The sequence below is a fragment of the Bradyrhizobium sp. STM 3566 genome (genome assembly GCF_045571445.1).
GTDB lineage: Bacteria > Pseudomonadota > Alphaproteobacteria > Rhizobiales > Xanthobacteraceae > Bradyrhizobium > Bradyrhizobium vignae.
This window is the reverse complement of record NZ_CP120692.1, coordinates 6,509,085-6,531,394: the sequence shown is the minus strand read 5'-3', so window position 1 is coordinate 6,531,394 and position 22,310 is coordinate 6,509,085. Positions and strand designations below refer to the sequence as shown.

The window sequence follows — 22,310 nt, the reverse complement described above, 5'->3', positions numbered from 1 at the left end:
AGGTCTCGTTGTCGCGAGTTTGATCGTCTTGCAGCTGGCGGCCGTCGCGCATGGTGAAGGAACAGACATGCGGCCAACTCGATCGGTGTCGACCAAAGTGGGGGCGAGTTTAAATCGCCCTTTTGCAGTTGAGAGCATTCGTTGCGCCCCGTCATTGCGCTTCCGGGTCTGCCACGCGGATTGCGGCAATCTACTGACTTGACCAGGCAGTGTGATCGCTAAAGGCGATACTCTCGCACCACGTTCGAAGTCGAGATCCCTTTTATGCTTCGGAGGCAACTGCGTTCGGATTTCTGTAGTACACTGCCAGTGACGGCGCGGAGCGTAGAACATCGAGCGTGAGCGCAACTAATAGTCTCTATGACGCGAGCTCTTTCTCGTAAGCGGCCAGCGTCTCACCGATCAGGCGCGCTATCTCGTCGACCTCCTCGTCCGTGACCGTCAGGGGCGGCGAGATCATCAACCACTCCCCAAATTTTCCGTTCGCCGTGCGCCGCGAGTAAAGCAGCAGCCCGCGCTCTATGCCAAGTTCAACGATCCGATAGACGGCCTGCCGCTCCGCCGGCAGCATTTCCTTCGTCTCCTTGTTCGCGACTATCTCGATCGCCATCAGGAGGCCGTTGCCACGAATATCCCCAATGATGCCGCTTGTTGCCTGCAATTCCTCAAGTCGCTGGCGCATTCGCGAACCCATCGCGCCTGCATTCGCCATCAGATTTTGGTCTATCAGCTCCGAAACGACTGCGAGCCCAATCGCACACGAGAGAGGGTTGGCTGCATAGGTGTAGCTATGCAGGAATCCGCCAGCGCCAACCACAGTATCAACCATGGCAGAAGGGGCGAGCACCACGCCGAGAGGAGTGTAGCCGGCTCCAATGCCTTTCGCGAGTGTCACGAGATCTGGCCTGGCATTAGGCCAATGATGAGCTGCGAGAAAAGCGCCGGTGCGACCGGCACCACTCATAACCTCGTCATAGATGAGCAAAACTCCGTGGCGCGAGCAGATTTCGCGTACGGTCCGGTAATATTCATCGTGCGCGACCAACGCGCCCGTGGCTAGCCCGCCGACGGGCTCCATCATAAAGGCGAGGACAGTTTGAGGGCCCTCGCGCACGATAAGCTCTTCGAGCGCTGCGGCGCAATATCGAGCATAGCTGTCCGAATCGTGGTTCGGTGGCAGCCGATATCTAAACGGCGCCGGTGCCTTTGGCATCGCTCTGGCCAAGGCTCCGAATACCGTTTGCGTTTGCGGATCGCCGCTGATCGCAAAGGCGCCCAGGGTGGCGCCATGATAGCCAGGGTCGAGGCTAATGACCTTCCAGCGCGCTGCGTCGCCACGTACAACAGCATACTGCCTGGCGAGTTTGATTGCAGTCTCGGTCGCTTCCGATCCACCGGAAACGAAGTAAGCACGCTCAAGTCCTGGTCCCGCGAGCCTAGTGACCAGATCGCCAAGCAAGATGTTCGGTTCATTTTCGAAGACAGTACGATGGGCATAGGTGACCTTTTTTGCCTGCTCGTACATCGCCTCAATCACGCGGCGATTGCCATGGCCGATGTTGCTCACCACGGGCCCAGACGAAGCATCGATATATCTCCGCCCTGCGGTATCCCACATGTAGACGCCCTCCGCTCGGGCAACCGTCGGCAAGCGAATGGCATCGTATGGCGCATAGAACCGGCGGATCGATCCTTCACCCGAACAGAGGGAGGGTGTCTGCATCTTCATTTTAGTCATGGCGGTACTCTGGAAGATTAAAGGAGGAGCGCTTGCGGCGTTTGCGAGCCCGCGGCGGCGAGCCGACGTAGGTATCGCTGACGTTACGGCATCGATTGCTGCCGCGAAATATCCAGATTATTGTGTTTTCGACAGACCAGCATACAATCGCAACAGCTGGCATTTCGTACTTTGGATGTGATAGGTTTGCAAAAAAAGCACCCTTGAGAATACCAGGTTATGGCGGAGCGGAAACCGTTGTCGATGCGCAAATCGCTAGCCGGGCTGAGACTTGAGAGAGCCGGAGCGATCCCACTCCACCAGCAGATCGCGCAATATCTTCGAGACCTCATTCTTGGCGGTGAGTTGCCGAACGGATCACTCCTCGCCGGCTCTCGCGTTATTGCGTTCGAGATCGGCTGCTCACGTTCGGTCGTCAATGACGCGCTCGAGCTGCTGTGCGCCGAAGGATATCTCGAGGTTGTAGATCGCAGTGGTTTCAAGGTCGCGCTGGAACCACCTGTTTGCGGCCATCAGCGTCTTTCGACCCACTCCCCCTATCGCACCCCGCCGCGCTTGCGCGTCGAGCAGTTTTCGAACGTCTGGAAACTGCTTCTCTCGGACGACTATGAAATCAATCCGATGTCTCCATTCAGTCCCGGCGCGCCGGAGATCGGATCATTCCCATTCGATGCCTGGGCACGCATATTGCGGCAAACTTGGCGCGCGCCAGAAAGGCAGCTTCTGCTCGCACCAGCGCCGCAGGGAGTACCGAGATTGCGGGACGCAGTTGCGGATTTCCTCGGTTCCGTTCGCGGGCTCCTCTGTAGGCCCGAAGAGATCGTCATCACATCTGGCACGGCCAACAGCCTCGATCTGCTCGCACGGATGCTCCTTAATCCGGGAGATGCGGTGTGGCTCGAAGAGCCGGGCTTCTCAGAAGCGCGCTGGGCTTGCAGCGCCGCCGGAGGACAGCTTGTTCCGGTTCCCGTCGACGAAAGTGGTCTGATCGTCTCTGAAGCGATCAAGCGCGCGCCAAACGCGAGACTCGCCATCGTCACGCCGTCAAATCAATATCCGCTTGGCATGATGCTAAGTCTGGAGCGTCGCCTTCAACTGCTTGAATGGGCACACCAGCAAGATGCTTGGATTATCGAAGACGACTACAATTCCGAATTCCGTCAGCCGGGCAACATGATTGCGTCATTGAAGTCGCTCGATAAAACGGGCCGCGTGATCTATGTTGGTACCTTCTCCAAAATCATGTTTCCGAGTTTGCGTATCGGCTATCTCGTCGCGAACAAGGTCTTTGCGGATATTTTTGCACGAGGCCGGGCCCGCATCGACCTCCACACGTCCACACACCTCCAGCTCGCATTGGCCAATTTCCTACGAAGTGGCCTGCTCATCCGCCACGTGCGTCGGATGCGCGCAGTCTATGCCGAACGGCATGACGCGGTCGTCCACGAATTTCGCCACCAACTCGCAGACGACCTCGACATACCTACGTCCGGCATCGGACTGCACTTCGTCGCCTTTTTCACTCAGTCGCTTGCGGCGCGGATTAGCGATATCGAAGCCGCTTCGCGTACACGTGCGGCCGGGGTTTTCGTCCAAGCGTTATCGCAGTGCTATTTGACCGATCCAGCGCGACAAGGATTCATTGTTGGGTTCGGGCAAGTTCAAACAGAGGCCGCCAGTCGTCTCGTCGGTACTATCGCTGCCTGTCTCGCGCGCCATTAGCCGCGCCTACATCGCTAAATCCGGACTGGTCTGGTCAGTTTGAAAACTTCTGGTCCTTCCGCCGAAGCGCTCGCAGGTCTGATATGCATTCACCGCCTTACCAAGCTTCAGATAAGAAGATGCGGAGCGGAACGCGAATTAGGTTTGCCTTCATGAGGAGAGCAAAAAGCTGAGGAGACGCTCGTGAGCCGACATTTAATCTCCAGTTTGAGCCGCCGATCGGCACTCAAGTTAGCGGCCGGGGTTGCCGCCGCGCCTTTCGTCATGCGATCGAGTCTCGCGGAAGGTGCATGGCCAGACGATACCGAGATCCCGAGCAGTCTGAAGGGGTCGGGAGAGATCCGCCTGGCTAGCTTCGGAGGTGCAACGCAGGACGCACTACAAAAAGCTGTTTTCGGCCCGTTCGAAAAAGCGACGGGCATCAAGGTTCGTGCCTTTCCTACTGCGGACGCAGCCAAACTGAAGGCGATGGTTGACACCGGAAATGTCGAATGGGACGTGATGCATGCTAGCCGCGGCTCGATTATGAATCTGATGAAGAATGGCGATTATTTCGAGAAGGTTGATTACTCGTTGGTCGACGAAAGCGTAAAGAAGGAGCATGGTTTTGAGTATGGGCTGGAGTTTAACCTTTGGGCTCAGGTAGCGGCTTATCGCACCGACGCGTTTAAGGGAGCTTCTCCCAAGAATTGGGCCGATTTCTGGGATATCGAGAAATTCCCGGGCGGGCGTGCGCTGACCGGCGCCGTGGGCTCAAACAACCCGGAAATGGAATTCGCTTTGATGGCAGCCGGAGTTCCGGCTGAAAGCGTGTATCCCATCAACGTCGATAAGGCTCTAGAAAGCTACAGCAAGATCAAGCAGCACGTTATCAAATGGTGGGACACTGGCGCTCAGCCCGCTCAGTTGCTCACTGACGGCGAAGTCGTGATGACGACGGTTTTCAGTGGCCGCATGGAGCAGCTGCAAAAGGACGGCGTGCCGGTGGCTATCTGCTGGAATCAAGGTCTGGCTAAACGCGATGCATGGGGGGTGCCTAAGGGCGCCAAAAATAAGATAAACGCCATGAAATTTGTGGCATATTCAACAATGGCGCGGCCCCAGGCGCGGTTCGCGCTCGCCGGTCCCTTTGGAACGGTGAACGAAGGTGCAATCGAGTACCTTCCGCCACAACGGCTTGCGATGCTTCCGAGTGCACCCGAGATCAAGAAACAGCTTGTGCCTTACAGTTACGACTGGTGGATTGCGAATCGAGAGGCTGCGGTTGCGAAATTCAACAAATGGCTATTGAGTTAATGCGTGCTCTTTCATCGTTACGTGATGTGAACGGATTGTCCCCCACCAAAGACGACGGTGTTCGGTCTTCGATCTCGCTTGGGCACCACTCTGGCCGTGGGGCTTCGGTATCGCTTAATACCCTGCAGAAAAGTTACGGCAAAATCGGAGCGGTGACTGGAGTGTCACTGGACCTTCAGTCCGGCGAATTCCTGACCCTGTTAGGCCCGAGCGGATCGGGAAAGACTACGACGCTCATGATGATCGCGGGTTTCGAGGCTCCTTCGGCCGGTGACATTGCGATCGACGGCGTGTCGGTGGTCGGGATGCCGCCTTATCGTCGTAACATCGGAATGGTTTTTCAAAACTACGCGCTTTTCCCGCACCTAACCGTGGCAGAGAACATCGGCTTTCCATTAAAGCAGCGAGGAGTACCCAAAGCGGAACGGACGAGACTTGTGGGACAGGCGCTCGAGCTAGTGCACCTAGGGGGCTATGGCGGCCGCTATCCCCGGCAGATGTCGGGTGGGCAGCAACAGCGTGTTGCCCTCGCCCGTGCCGTCGTCTTCAATCCGCGACTATTACTTTTGGATGAGCCTCTAGGTGCTCTCGACAAGCAGCTGCGCGAGAATCTGCAGCTGGAGATGCGCCGACTGCATGCAGAGCTAGGGATTACCTGTATCCTTGTGACGCACGATCAGGATGAGGCGCTTACAATGTCTGACCGCGTCGCGGTTATGCACGAAGGCAGGGTGGTGCAGGTCGGTCGCCCCGAGGTTCTCTATGACCGACCTTGTAACCGATTCGTGGCCGGCTTCATTGGCGAATCGAATTTTTTGCCGGCACTCGTACGCGGGTTAGAAAACGATGTCGTAGTAGTTGAGTGCGAAGGCGCGTTGATACGAGCGATGAGCTCGCAGTGTCCGCCAACGGGCGCTAACATAACCGTGGCCGTACGGCCCGAGCGTCTACGTTTCGCCGATGGGCTTGTTGGGTCTGGAGGCGCTACCAACCGAACACGCGTGACTGTGACCGAGGCGGTGTTTTGCGGCGAGCGCTGCCGCTATTTGCTTGAAACGGACGGAGGCACCTCGCTGATACTTAAGGAGCCCTCAAGTGCGGCCACTCGACGTCGAGTTCCCGGCGAGCGCGCAGATATAACGTGGTCGCCTGCCGACACGATCGTTGTCTAAAGTCATGTCCGAAAAACTCATATCGGCGCGGTCATTTAGCATCTTCCGGATAGCCCCAGGGCGCGCATCGAAACACAAGATTTCGTGGGTTGTTCCCTTGCTTCTGTCCGCGCCCTTGTTGGGATTCATGGCAGTCGTCTACGCTATTCCCGTCATAGCGATGCTGATGCGCAGCCTGAACGATCCCGCGTGGTCGCTGAATCACTACGCTGCGCTTCCCCTCGACTTCGTCTTTCTGAAAGTGTTCTGGCTTACTCTCAAGACCTCGTTTGTAGTCACTTTAGCCACGCTGATCTTAGGATACCCGGTGGCGCTCGCGCTGTCTCGCGGCCGTTCAACCGCACCTCTCATTATGATCGTGGTTTTGCTGCCATTTTGGACATCAATTTTGGTGCGCAGCTACGCTTGGATGGTGCTGCTCGGCCGCAATGGCCTAATTAACGACTTTCTTATGCATGTCGGTCTGGTGGATCGACCGATTCAACTGCTCAACACGACTTTGGCTACCGAGATCGCGATGACGCACATCCTGCTGCCGTACATGATCCTGCCAATTGCCAATGCGCTTCGGCAGATAGATCCCATGCTGGCCCGTGCCGCTTCTGGCCTTGGCGCCAAACCGTGGGCGACGTTCCGTCAAGTCACGCTGCCTCTATCCATGCCAGGTGTGGGTGTAGGCGCGCTGCTGGTCTTCGTCCTGGCGCTTGGGTTCTACATCACCCCCGCAATGGTAGGCGGTTCGCGTGATATCACACTCTCTATGTTGATCGCTCAGCAAGTCGAGCAGCTAAATTGGGGGTACGCAGCCACTCTTTCGAGCGTGCTGCTCGCGACGGCGCTCTTACTGATAGCATTCGCCCAGTTGTTACCCGGCGTGGGCAACGCATTCCGGATGAATATGCGATGAGCGTCCTCCGACCGTTAGCGAACGTGATCGTCACGCTGATCCTGATTTTTCTTGCGCTTCCGATCGCTGTCGTTTGCACAGTTTCGTTTTCCTCTGCCACATACCTGTCTTTTCCGCCGCCGGCATTTGGCCTCAGATGGTACCGGGCGTACTTCGGCAATGCCGATTGGCTCGATGCAACTTGGCTCAGTGTTTGGGTGGCGGTTGCGGTCGTCATGCTTTCGACGAGCCTGGGAACGCTTGCTGCGATTGGAATTGCTCGCCTGCCGCGAGCCATTCGCGTGCTTGCGACAGGTCTCATTCTTTCGCCACTCGTAGTGCCGGTCATCGTGGTCGCAATCGGCGTCTACTACGCCTTCGCCCGCTACGGCCTCGTCGGCAGTCCGGTAGCGATCGTGCTGGCGCACACTTGTCTTGCTGTGCCATTTGTTGTGACCAGCGTGAGCGCGAGCCTCGCTGGCATCGATCCGAAGCTTGAACAGGCAGCAATGAGTCTCGGGGCGACTCCTGCCGGCACGTTTTGGCAGGTGACGTTGCCGCTGGTTCGACCAGGCGTGCTGGTCGGGATGTTATTTGCATTTATTACGTCATTCGACGAAACGGTCGTAGCATTGTTTTTGTCGGGATCTGACGCCGTCACTTTGCCCCGCCGCATGTGGGACGAGCTACGCTTTCAGATTGATCCAACGATCGCGGCGGTATCGACGCTCATAGTCTTGATAACAACTCTAATCCTTGCCAGTGTACATCTAATTTGGCATCGGGCGACTAATATTCGTCAATAGTGAAGCGGATGTGAAGAATCGCACCAACAGGCGAACGAATGGAGTGGACTGTCTGACGCCACGTGAGGTGCGAGCGGGGGGGCAAGTAGGGCGAAACGGAATGTGAAACGAGAGCCTGAGCGCCTGAGCAGGAGGCTGAAGTTATAGCCGGGGGGCAAGGACGGCATTGATCGCACCGCTTTGACGATACCAGAGATAGTTGCGGCCCATGCGGTGCTCGGCCTTGAGATGGCCGACGGGCCCTCGACGCAGATCGCCTGCGCACCTCGCCGCCTCCGAATCCGGTGATGTTTGATAGAGCGCATGTCGAGGGAGACGCATTCGAAGCGGCGGCAGGCGCTTTGTCAGCCGGAACCTTTGGCGACAAAGCGCGAGCCGCACCACGTTCAGCACTTCTCCGAAACGTTCCGGATTCGACAAGAATTGACCTCGTTGGAAATCATATTTCCGCGACACGATCAAGGCGCGTGCATCGCGCTCTGTTCCGTCTGAGAATCATTACGCGCACATGCTCATCTTGTTGCTCAAGCAACCTTCTGGATCTCGCTTATGCAAATTCGACCTCCCGCCGTAGTACGCGGCGTAATCATCGGCCAGCGTCAGGTTGTTGAGAGCCGGCTTGTGAAAGCAGCTAGAGCGTGAGCGCCATATGGCATCAAATAGTATAGGTCACCTGGCCTAGAAAAGGAGGTCGTCGATCCTGTGAAGGTCAAGAATCGCGAGTGAGGTCGGCTGCTCCTGCTTATGTTTTGCATCCCTAGCGCGTTCAGAAGGCATTGCTGGAGGCTAAGTCTTGGTCCCGCGCCGCCGCAATTGGCGAGATGAGGAAACTTGCGAGACCCCAGGTCGTACCCTATTTCCCAGTGCAGCGGTGAAGGCCTGTTGAGGCATTGGCCAACGAAAGAGTATCCTGTGCCCGGCTGCGAATTAGATGCCGTGGTTTATCGCTGGCGAGCGTGATGAGTGCGTCCGTCACGATCGCCCGGATCGCAGGCAGCGGATACTTTTTGCGAAGACGCGACCTAGCTGAATTGGTCGCCCGTTACTTGGCGAAGCTCCCCACCCCTCGCTTCGAAATCTAACTCAGGCTAGTGCCGGCGAAAATATCACCGCTTCACTTCAAGGCCTGCAGCGTCACTGTCACGCAGTCGACGCCGCGGTTAAAAAGCAAGAGATTCCGTCGGCGCTGACGAACTGATTGCCGACCTGCAATTGCTGCTCATTTAACCAAAAGTAGCAAGCATTGCCGGCAGATCCGTTACAAAAGGTCAGGCGGTTTCCGGCAGCTTTCTTTGAGCAGCGTCGAAGGTGAAGAGGCAAAAGTTCAACTTGGGGCGATCGAGCGCCTGATTTCAGCTTGCGGACCCTCTATATTCGTTAATTTGTGCGTCTAGGGGCCGGTAGTATTTGGTCAAATGTATCGTTGACTTGGCGTAGCGGTGGAAGTGGTTTCAGAGGTGTTCATACCTGCCATCACAGGTGCTGTCCTCGTTGCGAAGCGGGGATCGGGTGTGCTGCGGGCCCGGAGCAGCTCCCGTGGGCGATCGACGGCCAGGCTCCGTCTGGTGGAGCGTACGATAGATATTCTCGATAGGATCCGGGGTGGGCCCTATGCGCCCTGATGAGGTTCGCGAGAAGCGTCATGCCTGAGAGTGCAATGTCGTCTGAAAGCTCAACATTTCCGTCCAGGAAACTGCCGCAAAAGGTCGGGTTGGTAGGAGGCGGGACGATCGGCGGAGGGTGGGCCGCACGATTTGTTCTAAACGGGGTTGACGTGCGGGTGTACGATCCCGCGCCCATTCGATCGCCTACAGCAGATACTGTCAACCGCGCGGCGGGCGTACCAGCGGCTGACACAAGGTCCGCTGCCGGCGGAGGGAGCGCTAGCAGTGGTTGAGACCCTCGCGGACGCCGTTCGCCGCGTGGAGCTTGTGCAGGAACCTGAGCCGGAGCAGCAAGTGGAGGCGGAACACCTCACCATCTCGGAGCCCGAAACGAAGCGCGACGACTCCCTGGTGCGGTACTACAGGGGCTACGCTCGCGCCGCTCCGGCGCCGGTGAGGCGCTCGCGCTGTGCGAACGAACTCTGTTCGACTGTCTTCCCTAGCTCATCAACGTCTCAATTGCGGCCGCATTCTTCAACGTTTGCTCAGTGGTCCTCAATCGCAACAGTTCGAATCCGAATTTAGTCACGGGAAGAGTCAATGGATCTCGCATTCACAGAAGATGAGTGGAGCTTTCGCGAAGAAGTGCGGCGGTTCTTGCGTGAAAACATGTTCCCGGAGATACCGCGCAAATTAGCCGAAGGCCGTCAGTTGTCGAAAGAAGAGAAGGCTGCGGGAGCGCGTATCCTCAATCGGAAGGGTGTCCCGACTTGGCCCAAAGAATATGGAGGAGCGGGGTGGACTCCCTTGCAGCAGTATATTTTCGCCGAAGAGGTGCGAGCGCTTCCTGCGCGGTTTAAGTTCGGATACGGCGAGTCTTTGGTTGGCCCCGTCATCTATACCTTCGGCAATGAGGCGCAGAAGAAATACTATCTGCCGCGTATCGCCGACGCTAAGGACTGGTGGTGCCAAGGCTTCTCTGAGCCGGGCGCGGGCTCCGATCTCGCTTCACTCAGGACACGAGCAGTGCGTGATGGAAGTCACTATGTCGTCAACGGCCAGAAGATCTGGACCACGTGGGCGCAATACGCTGATTGGATCTTCTGCTTGGTCAGGACCGATCCTGATGTGAAAAAGCAGCAAGGGATCTCCTTCCTTCTAATCGACATGAAGACGCCAGGCGTCAGTGTGCGTCCGATACAGCTAATCGACGGCGGTCACGAAGTTAACGAGGTCTTTTTCGACAACGTCCGTGTTCCGGTCGACAATCTCGTCGGCGAAGAGAACAAGGGGTGGGGCTATGCCAAGTTTCTTCTTGGTAATGAACGCTTCGCCGACGCCGGAGTAGCCATTTCCGAGGAGCGCATCCGGCACGCCAAGAGACTTGCCGCGCAGTGTTGCCTCGGTGATGAGCGACTAATCGACCAAGCCGCGTTCCGCGAGAGGGTCGCTGCAGTCGAGGTCCAATTGAAGGCGTTCGAACTGACGCAGCTTCGCGTGGTCACTAATGCATCGAAGCAGCAGAAGAGCTCGCAAGACCCTGCAAGCTCTATCCTTAAGCTCAGAGGCTCGGAAATTGAGCAAGTGACCGCGGAATTGCTAATGGATGTAGCCGGGCCCTACGCGCTTCCCTATCTCTCGGAAGAGGAACTCGAGAGTGGCGATGAGTCACCGATTGGCCTCGATCGGGTCGCAAGCGCCGCGCCCACATATTTTGGAAGCCGCGCCGCCTCAATCTATTCGGGCTCCAACGAGATCCAGAAGAACATCATTGCAAAGGCGATCCTCGGCCTCTGATACTTCAACGGCCGTTGGCGGCCCCAGTTCAGGAGAATTTCACGTTGGACTTTGATCTTTCCGAGGAGCAGCGCCTTCTCAAAGATAGTGTCGAGCGGCTGCTACTCGACAGCTACGGGTTCGACCACCGCCGCAGGTATCAGGCGGAGGAGCGCGGATATAGTGAAGCGATGTGGTCGCGCTATGCCGAACTCGGGCTTCTAGCATTGCCCTTCGCTCAAGAATATGGCGGCTTCGGCGGCAGTGCCGTCGATACCATGATCGTTATGGAGGCCTTCGGCGAGGCGCTGATCCTCGAACCCTATTTCGCGACCATAGTTCTTGCCGGCGGCATCCTCCGGCACGGAGCGAGCGAGGCGCAGAAGGCAAAAATCATCCCCACGATCGCGGGGGGCCGACTGAAATTGGCCTTCGCCTATGCTGAGCCGCAGTCGCGCTATGACCTTTTCGACATTAAGACGCAGGCGAAAAAGGACGGGGACGGATGGATCCTGAACGGCACAAAGAGCCTCGTTCTCTACGGCGACTCCGTCGACGAGTATATCATATCGGCCCGAACAGCCGGAGAGACGCGGGACAAGGATGGGATCGGCCTGTTCATGGTCGACGCCCAAGCGTCGGGTCTTACACGCCGCGGCTATCCGACACAAGACGGCCTGCGCGCGGCCGAGATCACGCTCGAGAACGTGCACGTTGATGCGGCCAATGTAATTGGTGATCCGGCAAGGGCGTTCCCGGTTATTTCGCGAGTGGCTGACGAGGCGATTGCAGCAATTTGCGCAGAAGCCGTCGGCTCCCTTTCCAAAATGCACGCCATTACTCTCGAATATCTGAAGACGCGCGAGCAGTTCGGGAGGAAGATCGGCACATTCCAGGTATTGCAGCATCGGGCGGTCGACATGTTCGTCGAACTAGAGCAATCCCGTTCGATGGCCATGTATGCCGCAATGATGGTAGGCGAACCCAATACGACCGACCGCGAGCGCGCAGTTTCGGCGGCAAAGGCCCAGATTGGTCGCTCGGCGAAGGCGATCGGGCAACAGTCGATCCAACTCCATGGTGGCATCGGAATGACCATGGAGTACAGCGTTGGCCACTACTTCAAACATATCACCATGTTAGGTGCCTCGTTTGGCGATACAGACTTTCATCTAAGGCGGCTTGCGGCTCTCGGGGGGCTCGTCGGTGAGCCAATGAATTGAGAAAGGAATCTAAGGGAGTGGGCTGCGTGGACTCGTCAAAATGCGGGGCCCTCTTCCCATTGCGATTTCACTGGGCACCGGTTCTGTGGTCCCGACCAGGTTTGAACATCAATGCGGTGATCGACCTAGTTCCAGGACGCCCGTGAAATCCCGTTCGGTGGCGCAAACTCTCTCTTCGACGCCACATACCGCGGTACTGTCTGATAGACGATCGGCCACTGGAGCGCATCCAGGGCGGACTCCGCTAGCTGAATTTGGAAACTGATCGATGCGTAGGTTGGAACGTCTTCTACGTCCGAAATCTATCGCCGTGTTCGGGGGGCGGCAGGCCGCATCCGTTGTCGCGCAATCCATTGGCATGGGCTTTGCCGGCGAGATCTGGCCGGTGCATCCCACCAAGCAAGAGGTTGCCGGCCGCAAGGCCTACCGGTCGGTGGCCGACCTGCCCGATGCACCTGACGCCGCTTTCGTTGGTGTGAACCGGCACCTCACCATAGAGGTGATCGCAGCTCTGGCCGCGCGCGGTGCCGGCGGCGCCGTCTGCTACGCTTCCGGTTTCCTCGAAGTCGGAGCCTACGACCAGGAAGGTGAACGGCTGCAGGCCGAGGTCGTCGCGGCAGCCCGGCAGATGCCACTTCTCGGTCCGAACTGCTACGGCCTGATCAACTATGCCGACGGTGCACTCTTATGGCCCGACCAGCATGGCGGAATCAGGCTAGCCGAAGGCGGCCGTGGCGTCGCAATTATCACGCAGTCATCAAGCATGGCCATCAGCATGACCATGCAGAAGCGTGGCTTACCGATCGCTTTTCTGATGACTGCCGGCAATCAGGCGCAGACCGGTCTCTCCGAAATGGCGCTTGGCTTGATAGAGGACGATCGTGTCACGGCACTCGGCCTGCATGTGGAGGCCTTCGATTCCGTCGCCGGTTTTGAGAGGCTGGCTGCACGTGCGCGCGAGTTGAAGAAGCCGATCATAGCGATGAAAGTTGGCCGTTCCGAGCAGGCGCGCCAGGCGACCCTATCACATACCGCTTCGCTTTCCGGCTCGGATGCCGCTTCCGGTGCGTTCCTGAAGCGACTCGGTATCGCTCGAGTCGGATCCATTCCCACATTTATCGAAGCGCTGAAGCTTTTGCACGTAACAGGGCCGCTGCACGGCTTCCGCCTGTCCTCGGTGAGTTGCTCAGGCGGCGAAGCCTCGGTCATGGCCGACAGCGCCGAAGGGCGTCTTGTACATTTCCCCTGGCTCACCGATCAGCACCGCGCCCGTGTCAAATCGACCCTTGGGCCGCTGGTCGCGGTGGCTAACCCGCTCGACTACCACACCTTCATCTGGAATAACGAGCCGGCGCTGACCGAGACCTTCACTGCAATGGTGTCGGGTGGCTTTGACTTTAACATGATGGTCCTCGACTTCCCGCGTCCCGACCGCTGCTCGAACGCCAGCTATTGGCCAAACATACGCGCCTTCGAAGCGGCGCTGAGGACCAACAAGGCGAAGGGCGCGATCGTCTCCTCGTTGCCCGAGAACATGCCTGAAGAGTACACTGCCGGACTCATAGAGCGGGGCATAGTACCTCTATTGGGCATTTCGGAAGCGATGGAAGCCGCCGAAGCGGGGGCGTTCATTGGTTCGGCGTGGTGCAAGCCACAGGCGGAGCCAATTGACACCACAGCTGCAGGTGCGTCAACCGACCAGCGTGTAACGTCTGACGAAGCCGGAGCCAAGGAAAGACTACTCAAAGCCGGTCTGCCAGTGCCGAAAGGTCAGCGCGCAGGCAGTGCCGAGGAAGCGGGGATCGTGTCCACGGCGCTCGGATTTCCTGTAGCACTGAAGGCGCTAGGCGTCGCACACAAATCGGAAGTCGGAGCCGTGCGGCTGAATCTCAAGGATGAGGAATCCGTCAGAGCGGCGGCCCATGATCTGTTGCCGCTCGGCACTGGCCTCTATGTCGAACGCATGGTGCGCAACGGAGTTGCCGAACTTATCGTCGGCTTTACTCGCGATCCGATGTTTGGCCCGATCATGACGATTGGCACCGGCGGCGTTCTGGTCGAATTGCTTCGCGACAGCGTGACCCTCATGCTGCCCACGGCACGCTGTGAAATCGAGACCGCAGTGCGCAGCCTGAAGTTTTATCAATTACTCGAAGGCTATCGGGGGCGGCCTAAGGCCGATATCGCGGCGGCTATCGAAGCAATCGCCGGCATTGCTGAATTTGTTCAGAAGAATGCCCGCGAGATCGAGGAATTGGATGTTAACCCGCTGATCGTCTGTTCAAAAGGCGGGGGCGCTTGGATTGCTGACGCGCTGCTGGTGCTTGGAGATAAAGGAGAACAATAGAATGTCTGACGTCATCACAACTTGCCGTGAAGGGGCGATCCTTGAGGTTACGCTGAACCGGCCGAAAGCCAATGCCGTCGACCACATAACGTCGCGGCTGATGGGTGACACTTTCAAGGCGTTCCGAGACGATCCCGAGTTGCGGGTCGCAATCGTCAAGACCGCCGGTGACAAGTTCTTCTGCGCCGGTTGGGACCTCAAGTCGGCAGCAGCCGGCGTCGAAGTCCGCAACGACGACTACGGCGTCGGCGGATTCGGTGGGCTGCAGGAACTGCGCGGCCTCAACAAGCCGGTGATTGCCTGTGTCAATGGCATGGCAGTTGGCGGCGGCTTCGAACTGGCGCTCTCCTGCGACTTGATCTACGCCTCCAACCATTCCTCCTTCGCGCTTCCGGAGATTCGCGCCGGCGTACTGGCCGACGCGGCAAGCATCAAGTTGCCGAAACGGATCCCTTATCACATCGCTATGGAACTACTGCTTACCGGTCGCTGGATGGATGCAGCAGAGGCTCATCGCTGGGGTATCGTCAATGAGGTGCTGCCCAAGGAAAAGCTCGACGAACGCGTCTGGGAGATTGCGCGGCTGCTCGCAGGCGGACCGCCGCTGGTCTTTGCCGCGATCAAGGAAACGGTGCGCGTAGCCGAGACACTCACGTTCCAAGACGCCATGAACCGAGTTTCGCGGCGTCAACTCGCAACTGTCGAAACGCTCAGCTGCTCGGAAGACAGGCTCGAGGGACCGCGGGCGTTCGCCGAAAAGCGCGATCCAGTTTGGAGGGGGAGATAGCGCAGCTGGCCCAGAGTGATGGTGTATCGACGCGCCAGCTTGATGCGCCGCGGCTGTCGAATACAGGATGGTCTGCGCGCGGCGGCCGAAGTTGCACTCTAAATCGCATGCCCCGACCCGTCCGATGTCCTTGGCAACCCTGCGGGCATGTTGCTGATTGTAGATGAGCATCAATGGCAACGGTACCTCGTGCAGGCGGGGCGTTCTCTTGGGAGCATCCCACACCGCGCGCCCGGATCCACGCGGAGGGCGCCAAGGGCGAGCTCTCGTTCGGCAACGTGGGATCTCTATTTGTTGCGCCGACGGTCCGCCTAGCTGACGGCGCCGGCCCTGGCCAACGACGTGGACCTGAGGCCTTAAAGACCCAGACAGGATCCCGACCGACTCGTGATTTATCGTCCACTGTGGCCATGAGGCCCAGGTCATCGCGGCGGGCAAGTGTAAGGCGACGCTGATCAGTCGACCTTGAAGAACGCGGATTTCAGCCAGTGACGAGCTGAAGGCGACCACGATCGGGATGAGGATTTGGGACCGCCAGCGAGCCACCGGATCAGACGGCGGAAGTTGTAGCTGACTGCGGCGAGGCTTTCATTGGGGGCATGGCCCTCGCGATGCCGGAGATAATTGCGGCCCATCCGGTGCTGGGATTTGAGATGGCCGATCACCGGCTCGACGATTAAGACCCTGAATTTGCAGTAGGTGGCGCATTGTGGCGGCGACTTCTATTGTCGAAAATGATGTTGCCGATCAGTGCCTTCATGTCCGGGACGATGCGTTTCGAGTGTATGGCGGTCATAAGGACCGCCGGGCAGCGTCTTCACATGAGCGACGAACTGGCCAGCTCTGGCGTGCGAAAGCGTGATGGCAACTGAGACGCATAGGGCCGGTGGACCTTGCCCTTGCCGATGCATTCCGCCTCTGGAACTTTCAGCGAGTAGACCTTCGGTCCACGCTGGTGCTGCTTCTGTTCTGTTCAAGCACCCGTCGCCTGCCCAGCATGTGCTCCAACACGATCCCACCGAGCAGGTCGTCGTCGCCACCTAGCTTGTGGCCGACTCACCATAAGGCCACCGAGATAAGTTCGGAGCGTCTTCAAGGCCCGCTTGGCGGGCTTGAACTGTGGCACGGGCATAGCGCTGGACCGTGGTCAGCGCGAACTTGCCGAGCTGCCCATAGACTAACGGTACGTGGCACGCGGCTTGCCGGCCGTCACCGTCTCGCCGAGCGTCTTCGCGAGCGTCGTCGTGCTCGCTGGCGGGGCGCGAGTGTGAGCGAGTTGCACGCCGAGCGCCTGTCCGGCACGACGGTCGAGCCGATTGCCTGGCTCCTCTTGGGTCCGAATCTCCGCCAATAGCGCGACCGGATCGACCGAGCGATAATGATCGCGGAGCCTTTTCTTCACGCCGTGGTGGGATGCGCCAATGCACGCTCATTGGGCTTCGATGGGAAGGGATAGCTCTTGATTACTCTACCCCCTTCACGACGCTCCTCCTCCGCTTGAACAACGGCTGGAAGAAGTAAGCGGCCATGGCCCATGAGGTGGCGAACGACGGCATCGTTCGTCTGTTCGACGGACGCCTGATCGCTCTTCTTTAGGCCCGTTGACGCCGATTGATGAGATTCCAGCATGGCGTAAGATCATGCTGGAATCAAATACGGTTATCCGCGTTTCACAACCCCAAGAAGTTTCCGAGCCTCGGCCGGTGTTGCTACGCTATCTCCCATGCGCTCGATGATGCCGACTGCATTCTCGACAAGTTGGGCGTTTGATGCCAGTACACCACGTCGAAGATAAATGTTGTCTTCCAATCCTACTCGCACATGTCCGCCCATCGAGACTACCTGTGCGACCGTCGGCATTTCATCCGCGCCACACCCAAATCCACCCCAGATCGCCCCTGAAGGCAAAAGGCTCCGCATCGCTTGCAGAACAATAGGAGTAGCGGGAGCGCCATTCCCAGTGCTGAGGCAGAATTGAAACAGGCCAGGACCATCCACTGAGCTTTCCGAAATGAGTTTTTTGGCGGTTTCAATATGGCCAAGGTCGAAGCATTCCAGTTCAGGCTTTACTCCGGCTTCACGCATAAGCGTCGCCATCTCACGCAAATCGGACATGCGCGCAACATAAATGCGCTCGCCAAACAACAGCGTGGCGCAATCCAAAGTACTAAGCTCTGGCTGAAGCTTGATGGCGTGGAGACAGCGTCCCATGGGAGCCCTAAGTGTGGACGCTTTGCCGATCGTTATGGGATCAACGGTATCGATCGCCAGCTCACCGTCCATTCCGCAGGTCAAGTTAATGATAACGTCAGTCGCCGCGTCCCGAAGCTTCTTCACGACCTGCTCATAGAGCTCGAATCGATTCGATCCGAGTCCGGTGTCTGGATCACGAACGTGGATGTGAACAACCGCAGCGCCCGCCTTCGCGGCCTCCAGCGCTGCATCCGCAATTTGTGAAGGCGTCTTTGGAATATTCGGATGCTTCGCAAGCACTGCACTATTGCCCCCAGTTACTGCGCACGTGATGATGACCTTCCGAGACATCAAAGACTCCTTATCAGTTGCCATGAATTGCAGGCCAGTGGACCTTCCGGCACCAGCTTTTTATTTCGACCAGTCACGTTATTGAGGGCAGGCCGATTTTGGCGGCCGATAGCCTCCCAGGCTTGCCCGATCTTCCGGGAAGGCCGCCCCTTATTTCCGCGCGTCAAAACCATTGTATCTTAAGTTACTCGACGACAGGTTTGCGGCTCGATGTAAGTCAACTCGGCATAATATCAGCGATTTCTAAGAGCATTATGCATATTTCCATCCATTTGCAGGCTTGAGCGATCGGTGCATCACATATAGCTCTCCACTCTCCAGTCCAGCATTCTTGCAATACTACTCACGGGCTCCGCCTCCACGCTGCATGAGATGGGCAGCACTCTGGCTCAATCCGACGGAGGTGCTCGATAATCTTCCGCGCCCGGATGCGGGGCGTAGCCGTCGCCGGGCTGTCTGTCCTTTAATATATCAATCATAGCTTGGTCGATCGTCTCGCGGTGAGTGGGGGGGGCGCCACATCTCGTAACCCCGAGACCTTGGTACCGAGTCGACGCCAAGATCGGGCGGGCTCGCGGTAGCAACCAGCCCACCGTCGCCAACAAAGACCGCAGCAGCGTGCGCGAAGGGTTTCGGCAATCAGGTGTATCTCGGAAGGAGCGCAGCATCCATCGGCACATGCGCAAACGAGGGCAAAAAGCGCATGAGAATTCCAGCAATGTTTAATCCGCACCCACGCATCGAGCGATAACCCGTCTGATCGTGCTAGCAACTCCCGTGCCCTCTCTGCGGCGCACGGAACTGTTGGGGTTCTTAATCAGCGCACACCATCGCGCAATGGCTGTCGCGATAGCTCAGACGCAAAACTCCGTACACGGCTCTTGATGGCACGGCACTTCTGATCCCGCGAACCATGAAGCAGCGTCGGGCTAGTCGACAGTCGCGGCTACATCCGTCAAGCGAAACTAACGTCTTGGGGTGACCAAGTTGCATCGATTAACCAAAAAAGGCCTCAGCCGCACGCGCGCTCTCCGCATCCCTGACCAACTCCGACGACACGAGCGCTACCGACGTTCCGTTAGAGAGTTCAAAAAGGATGCTTGATACCCAGGCAGCCGCCGGCCGGACTGTGAGGCTTGCCGTTAGCGATAGCGGTTTGAGAGTGTGCCGATCTCTAGGCGTTAAGGCGAACGAGCAGCTTGCGTGCGAGCGCAACCTGAATGACCACTTTTACTCCCGGCTGCGAGCAAAGCGATCGCGGGAGCCGGCTAGTTTGGTCAAAGCGAGCGGTCGGCGGCCAGAACTCAGTCTTTCTGGTGATCAACTGGGAGACGGCCTTCGCCTAATCGACAACTGCGCATGGACATCATCTGGCGAGCTCCCCCACGATGCAAAATAGCTAGTGATTGCGGCTGGGAACGGGGCCACTCTGCGGTTCGTAGGATCGAAGCAGAGGTTCATTGTCTCGACCGTACAAACGAGATTGCTGACGCTTTCCAAGCGATGAAAAAGATGAAACCGCTTCGTATCCCACGCGATCAGCGATGTACGGATTTCAACCGGCGCTCCCAACCGCAGTTCGCGAATATAGCAGACATGCGTTTCTGTCATTACGAACTGAAGATCCGCTGCCGACTCAGCACCTTCCTCTGCTCGGCGCCAGATTTCGCCACTGGCGAGATCGGCTATGCGTTGGTAGGTCAGGAAATTGACGTGATCAAGCTGGTCCAACCAGTCCTTCTCGACGACCCCTTCCCAAGTCTTAATCCAGGTCATATTTCTTTCCCTCCAAGACCTGCTTTCGCACGCGTCAAAGCAGAGCGGATACCCACCACGCCGGCATTGCGCAACGCCATCAGCCCCGCCTGCCCATTTGCTCCGATCCCGACAGCGACCTTTTCAGCATAGGTCCGCAGCAGCTCCTGGTCAGGTTGGAAGCTCGCCGGCGCTAAATAACCGTCCATGTCACGACCAATACTTTCCACAAGTTTCCTCCATTGAGACGGGTCGCTCTTCCCAAGGTATAAAGAAGAAGACAGCCCCATTGCAGCCCAGCGGATAGCTGGACCTGCGGCGATGGCCCTATCAATTGCCTCCAGACTGGCCACCCCTTGCGACATCATATAGAGAACCTCCCTGAGAACGGCGTATTGGATACGATTGCCGATGTAGCCCTCAATCTCGCGGTCTAGCTCGACCACTTCGCTGCCAGTCGATTCGTAAAATGCGGTAGCCCTGTCCGCCGCCTCTCGAGCTGCATCGCTTCCGGCTATCTCAACAAGTGGAATCAGAAAAGGCGGGTTGAAGGGATGCCCGACAAGGATGCGCTCGGGATGCCGCGCCTGACTCCTCAAGTCTGAGGCAAGGAAGCCCGAAGAACTTGAGGCAATAATCACATCAGGCGCCACAAGCGCGTCAATTTCCGAAAGCAAGCGAATTTTCGCCTCGATGTTTTCGGGAGCACTTTCCTGGACGAAATCGGTACCTCTTAATGCCTCTTCGAAATTGGTAGTGAAGGAGACTCGTGCAGGTGAAGCCCCCGGCGCCATACCCAGATCCGCGAGCGCAGGCATAGCTCTCGCAAGACTCTCTCGGAGATAGCTCTCGCGCTCGGCGGCTTGGTCATACACCACGACGTCAAGTCCAGCTCGCATGAAGTGCGCGGCCCAACCAGCTCCGATTACGCCGCCGCCGATACAGGTAACCTTGGCAAACTTGCTTGCGTCCAGTATTTCAGATTTCGACATTCGTTTACTCCGGTTTTGGAACAGCCGCCGCAAGCTGGCAAGCCGTTGCTAGCTCTACTTTGTCAAATCCTGAGACTGACCAGAATGCCGGATCAGGACTCAAAATCAAGAATCACGTTCGAGGGCGGTCGTCGTCTTGAATGGTTGATGCGTTGATTCGCATCGCTAGACCAAGCCGTGAAACACGCGATGTCATGCCGAAACCATACCGAAATTCGACGATCATTTCCTTTAATCCAGGAGCAAAGGCAGCCGAAATGCTGCTTGTAAGTTGAAGAATGCAGGGCGTTTCATATCAAATAGGTCTCAGGTTGGATGAGGCAAATCAGACTCCCTCGGAGAAAAAAATCGCGAGCCATCCCCCTGCAATCGCACTCAGCTATGCCACGCGCGTGCTGCGAATTCCTCCCGATCTTGAGCACGATTTCGTCCACGCCGCCGACGAGTTCAGTGCTACCTTCGGACTGCCGCCACAGAGATCGTGTGACCGCGAAAACGGCCCGTACCGTTGATCGGTGGATGAAGTCGGACTCGTGTAGCCTGAGTCCCTACAGCGTCCAAAGCAGATGACTCACCTCGCCGAAACCAGATGCATGAGCGTGCTATTGTCGATTGATAGAGCAAAAAAAACGAGACAGCCGGGTGCTCGCGAGGGAGCGTATTCATTCGCTGAAGGTAATATCGATCTACCATTCTGCTGAAAAACCCTGGAATGGAGAGCGTTTGTTTATTCGTCGGTCGTCGGGTTGTAGGGCGGCAGGAACAGGAGATGGGCTCCTCTGGCGCCGATGCCGTTGCGGGCAGACCTACCCTTATGCCTGCAGAGGTGTTGAGAATGACGACCTCGCCTCTGCCAGGGTGGGCGCCAACACTTTCACGACATTGAGCATGAAGACTCACCGTCGATGGGTCCCTCGATTGGCCAGGGGGCGCGCTGGTCCGGTCGTGGCGCAGCGCACGATGAAGGTCATGCTCGCTTCGCGCCTAGTATTATTGATGAGGCCTGATCAAGACCAACATGGCCCCGCTACGCTCCGCCATCTGTTCCTCGGGCGAATCTCCTCGCATCTTGAGTGACTTCTGCAAAGCCCTTCGGGGGGAAATTTGGTCAATTGAGCTAGACAGACGGACTGTTGAATGACGTGGCTGAAGCCAATGCGCCAGTGTCGGAACTGCTCGACTGGAGCGATTAAAGCGCTGCTGAGCGACTTACGGAGCGAGTCGATGGAGGCCAGGTTACCTCTCGCTGGCGCTGTTTGAGGCGCTGTTGCAGCAGCATGGTATGGGGGCCGGGATCCGGGGCTTGAGGAGGCGCTTCTAGACCGCTTGTCGTTTCGGCGCGTTTGGGTCTGTCGCTGAGCGATCCGGCGCCGGATCACTCCACATTGTGGCGCTTCCGCGAACGATTAGGCAAAACCGCGCTGGCGGAGCGCACGTTTGCCTCAGGACGGCGCGGATTGAGCTGGCTTCGTCTTGAAGCGCGGCATTGATCGACGCTTCTTTGCATCCCTCGGCGGTCAATCCGCCCGAACCACGGGATGCGATTTGCCCCCGACGCTGACAGGCGGCCCGTCGGCAAGCTGGTCAAACGCGCTCCCGATCCTGACGCTGCCTGGACCAAGAAGGACGGCAAATGCTTTGCAAGCTGCATGTGGCAATGGA

The 22,310-nt window shown here is 57.8% G+C and carries 16 protein-coding genes; 11 read left to right on the top strand and 5 right to left on the bottom strand.

Annotation, left to right across the window (positions count from 1 at the left end):
- Positions 1 to 358 precede the first annotated feature (358 nt).
- Positions 359 to 1,738 (bottom strand): aspartate aminotransferase family protein, encoded by a 1,380-nt coding sequence (locus tag P6U27_RS31120; RefSeq protein ID WP_407193164.1) that lies wholly within the window; start codon positions 1,736 to 1,738, stop codon positions 359 to 361.
- A 243-nt stretch (positions 1,739 to 1,981) separates the two neighbouring features.
- On the opposite strand from P6U27_RS31120, the gene P6U27_RS31115 reads away from it, so the two are divergent.
- The 10 genes from P6U27_RS31115 (at position 1,982) to P6U27_RS31070 (ending at position 15,357) form a co-directional block, all read left to right on the top strand.
- Positions 1,982 to 3,460 carry a PLP-dependent aminotransferase family protein gene (locus tag P6U27_RS31115; protein ID WP_407194510.1) on the top strand — a complete coding sequence of 493 codons (1,479 nt, stop codon included), beginning with the start codon at positions 1,982 to 1,984 and terminating at the stop codon, positions 3,458 to 3,460.
- 183 nt (positions 3,461 to 3,643) lie between these two features.
- Positions 3,644 to 4,756 carry an ABC transporter substrate-binding protein gene (locus tag P6U27_RS31110; RefSeq protein ID WP_407193163.1) on the top strand — a complete coding sequence of 371 codons (1,113 nt, stop codon included), beginning with the start codon at positions 3,644 to 3,646 and terminating at the stop codon, positions 4,754 to 4,756.
- Entirely contained in the window at positions 4,741 to 5,928 is a 1,188-nt protein-coding gene (locus tag P6U27_RS31105) for an ABC transporter ATP-binding protein (RefSeq protein WP_407193162.1), read from the top strand. The genes P6U27_RS31110 and P6U27_RS31105 overlap by 16 nt, the downstream gene beginning before the upstream one ends.
- Before the next feature lie 127 nt (positions 5,929 to 6,055).
- Entirely contained in the window at positions 6,056 to 6,835 is a 780-nt protein-coding gene (locus P6U27_RS31100; protein WP_407193161.1) for an ABC transporter permease, read from the top strand.
- On the top strand, positions 6,832 to 7,620 hold the full coding sequence (locus P6U27_RS31095; RefSeq protein WP_407193160.1) for an ABC transporter permease: 789 nt from the start codon (positions 6,832 to 6,834) through the stop codon (positions 7,618 to 7,620). Before P6U27_RS31100 ends, P6U27_RS31095 begins: the two co-directional genes overlap by 4 nt.
- 1,621 nt (positions 7,621 to 9,241) lie before the next feature.
- The gene (locus P6U27_RS31090; protein WP_407193159.1) at positions 9,242 to 9,517 is read left to right on the top strand and encodes a 3-hydroxyacyl-CoA dehydrogenase NAD-binding domain-containing protein; all 276 of its coding nucleotides are present in this window, start codon (positions 9,242 to 9,244) and stop codon (positions 9,515 to 9,517) included.
- 307 nt (positions 9,518 to 9,824) lie between these two features.
- On the top strand, positions 9,825 to 11,021 hold the full coding sequence (locus P6U27_RS31085; RefSeq protein WP_407193158.1) for an acyl-CoA dehydrogenase family protein: 1,197 nt from the start codon (positions 9,825 to 9,827) through the stop codon (positions 11,019 to 11,021).
- 44 nt (positions 11,022 to 11,065) lie between these two features.
- Entirely contained in the window at positions 11,066 to 12,223 is a 1,158-nt protein-coding gene (locus P6U27_RS31080) for an acyl-CoA dehydrogenase family protein (protein WP_407193157.1), read from the top strand.
- Positions 12,224 to 12,491: 268 nt separating this feature from the next.
- Entirely contained in the window at positions 12,492 to 14,570 is a 2,079-nt protein-coding gene (locus P6U27_RS31075; protein WP_407193156.1) for an acetate--CoA ligase family protein, read from the top strand.
- A gap of 1 nt (position 14,571) precedes the next feature.
- Entirely contained in the window at positions 14,572 to 15,357 is a 786-nt protein-coding gene (locus P6U27_RS31070; protein ID WP_407193155.1) for a carnitinyl-CoA dehydratase, read from the top strand.
- 1,177 nt (positions 15,358 to 16,534) lie between these two features.
- On the opposite strand, the gene P6U27_RS31065 is transcribed toward P6U27_RS31070, so the two are convergent.
- The 4 genes from P6U27_RS31065 to P6U27_RS31050 form a co-directional block, all read right to left on the bottom strand.
- Positions 16,535 to 16,759, bottom strand: coding sequence for a hypothetical protein (locus P6U27_RS31065; protein ID WP_407193154.1), 225 nt, complete (start codon positions 16,757 to 16,759; stop codon positions 16,535 to 16,537).
- Between the two features lie 257 nt (positions 16,760 to 17,016).
- Positions 17,017 to 17,901, bottom strand: coding sequence for a 3-keto-5-aminohexanoate cleavage protein (locus P6U27_RS31060; RefSeq protein WP_407193153.1), 885 nt, complete (start codon positions 17,899 to 17,901; stop codon positions 17,017 to 17,019).
- Between the two features lie 1,320 nt (positions 17,902 to 19,221).
- Complete coding sequence (locus P6U27_RS31055; protein WP_407193152.1) at positions 19,222 to 19,677, bottom strand: thioesterase family protein; 456 nt, start codon at positions 19,675 to 19,677, stop codon at positions 19,222 to 19,224.
- Positions 19,674 to 20,648, bottom strand: coding sequence for a 3-hydroxyacyl-CoA dehydrogenase NAD-binding domain-containing protein (locus tag P6U27_RS31050; RefSeq protein ID WP_407193151.1), 975 nt, complete (start codon positions 20,646 to 20,648; stop codon positions 19,674 to 19,676). Before P6U27_RS31050 ends, P6U27_RS31055 begins: the two co-directional genes overlap by 4 nt.
- Positions 20,649 to 21,991: 1,343 nt before the next feature.
- Between P6U27_RS31050 and P6U27_RS31045 the strand changes: the two genes are divergently transcribed.
- Positions 21,992 to 22,138 carry a transposase gene (locus P6U27_RS31045; RefSeq protein ID WP_407193150.1) on the top strand — a complete coding sequence of 49 codons (147 nt, stop codon included), beginning with the start codon at positions 21,992 to 21,994 and terminating at the stop codon, positions 22,136 to 22,138.
- Positions 22,139 to 22,310 lie beyond the last annotated feature (172 nt).

Bases quoted from the DNA above. Each gene is read 5' to 3' on its own strand.
- P6U27_RS31120 (WP_407193164.1), bottom strand. From the start codon at position 1,738: ATGACTAAAATGAAGATGCAGACACCCTCCCTCTGTTCGGGTGAAGGA.
- P6U27_RS31115 (WP_407194510.1), top strand. From the start codon at position 1,982: ATGCGCAAATCGCTAGCCGGGCTGAGACTTGAGAGAGCCGGAGCGATC.
- P6U27_RS31105 (WP_407193162.1), top strand. From the start codon at position 4,741: ATGGCTATTGAGTTAATGCGTGCTCTTTCATCGTTACGTGATGTGAAC.
- P6U27_RS31100 (WP_407193161.1), top strand. From the start codon at position 6,056: ATGGCAGTCGTCTACGCTATTCCCGTCATAGCGATGCTGATGCGCAGC.
- P6U27_RS31095 (WP_407193160.1), top strand. From the start codon at position 6,832: ATGAGCGTCCTCCGACCGTTAGCGAACGTGATCGTCACGCTGATCCTG.
- P6U27_RS31090 (WP_407193159.1), top strand. From the start codon at position 9,242: ATGAGGTTCGCGAGAAGCGTCATGCCTGAGAGTGCAATGTCGTCTGAA.
- P6U27_RS31085 (WP_407193158.1), top strand. From the start codon at position 9,825: ATGGATCTCGCATTCACAGAAGATGAGTGGAGCTTTCGCGAAGAAGTG.
- P6U27_RS31075 (WP_407193156.1), top strand. From the start codon at position 12,492: ATGCGTAGGTTGGAACGTCTTCTACGTCCGAAATCTATCGCCGTGTTC.
- P6U27_RS31070 (WP_407193155.1), top strand. From the start codon at position 14,572: ATGTCTGACGTCATCACAACTTGCCGTGAAGGGGCGATCCTTGAGGTT.
- P6U27_RS31060 (WP_407193153.1), bottom strand. From the start codon at position 17,901: ATGTCTCGGAAGGTCATCATCACGTGCGCAGTAACTGGGGGCAATAGT.
- P6U27_RS31055 (WP_407193152.1), bottom strand. From the start codon at position 19,677: ATGACCTGGATTAAGACTTGGGAAGGGGTCGTCGAGAAGGACTGGTTG.
- P6U27_RS31050 (WP_407193151.1), bottom strand. From the start codon at position 20,648: ATGTCGAAATCTGAAATACTGGACGCAAGCAAGTTTGCCAAGGTTACC.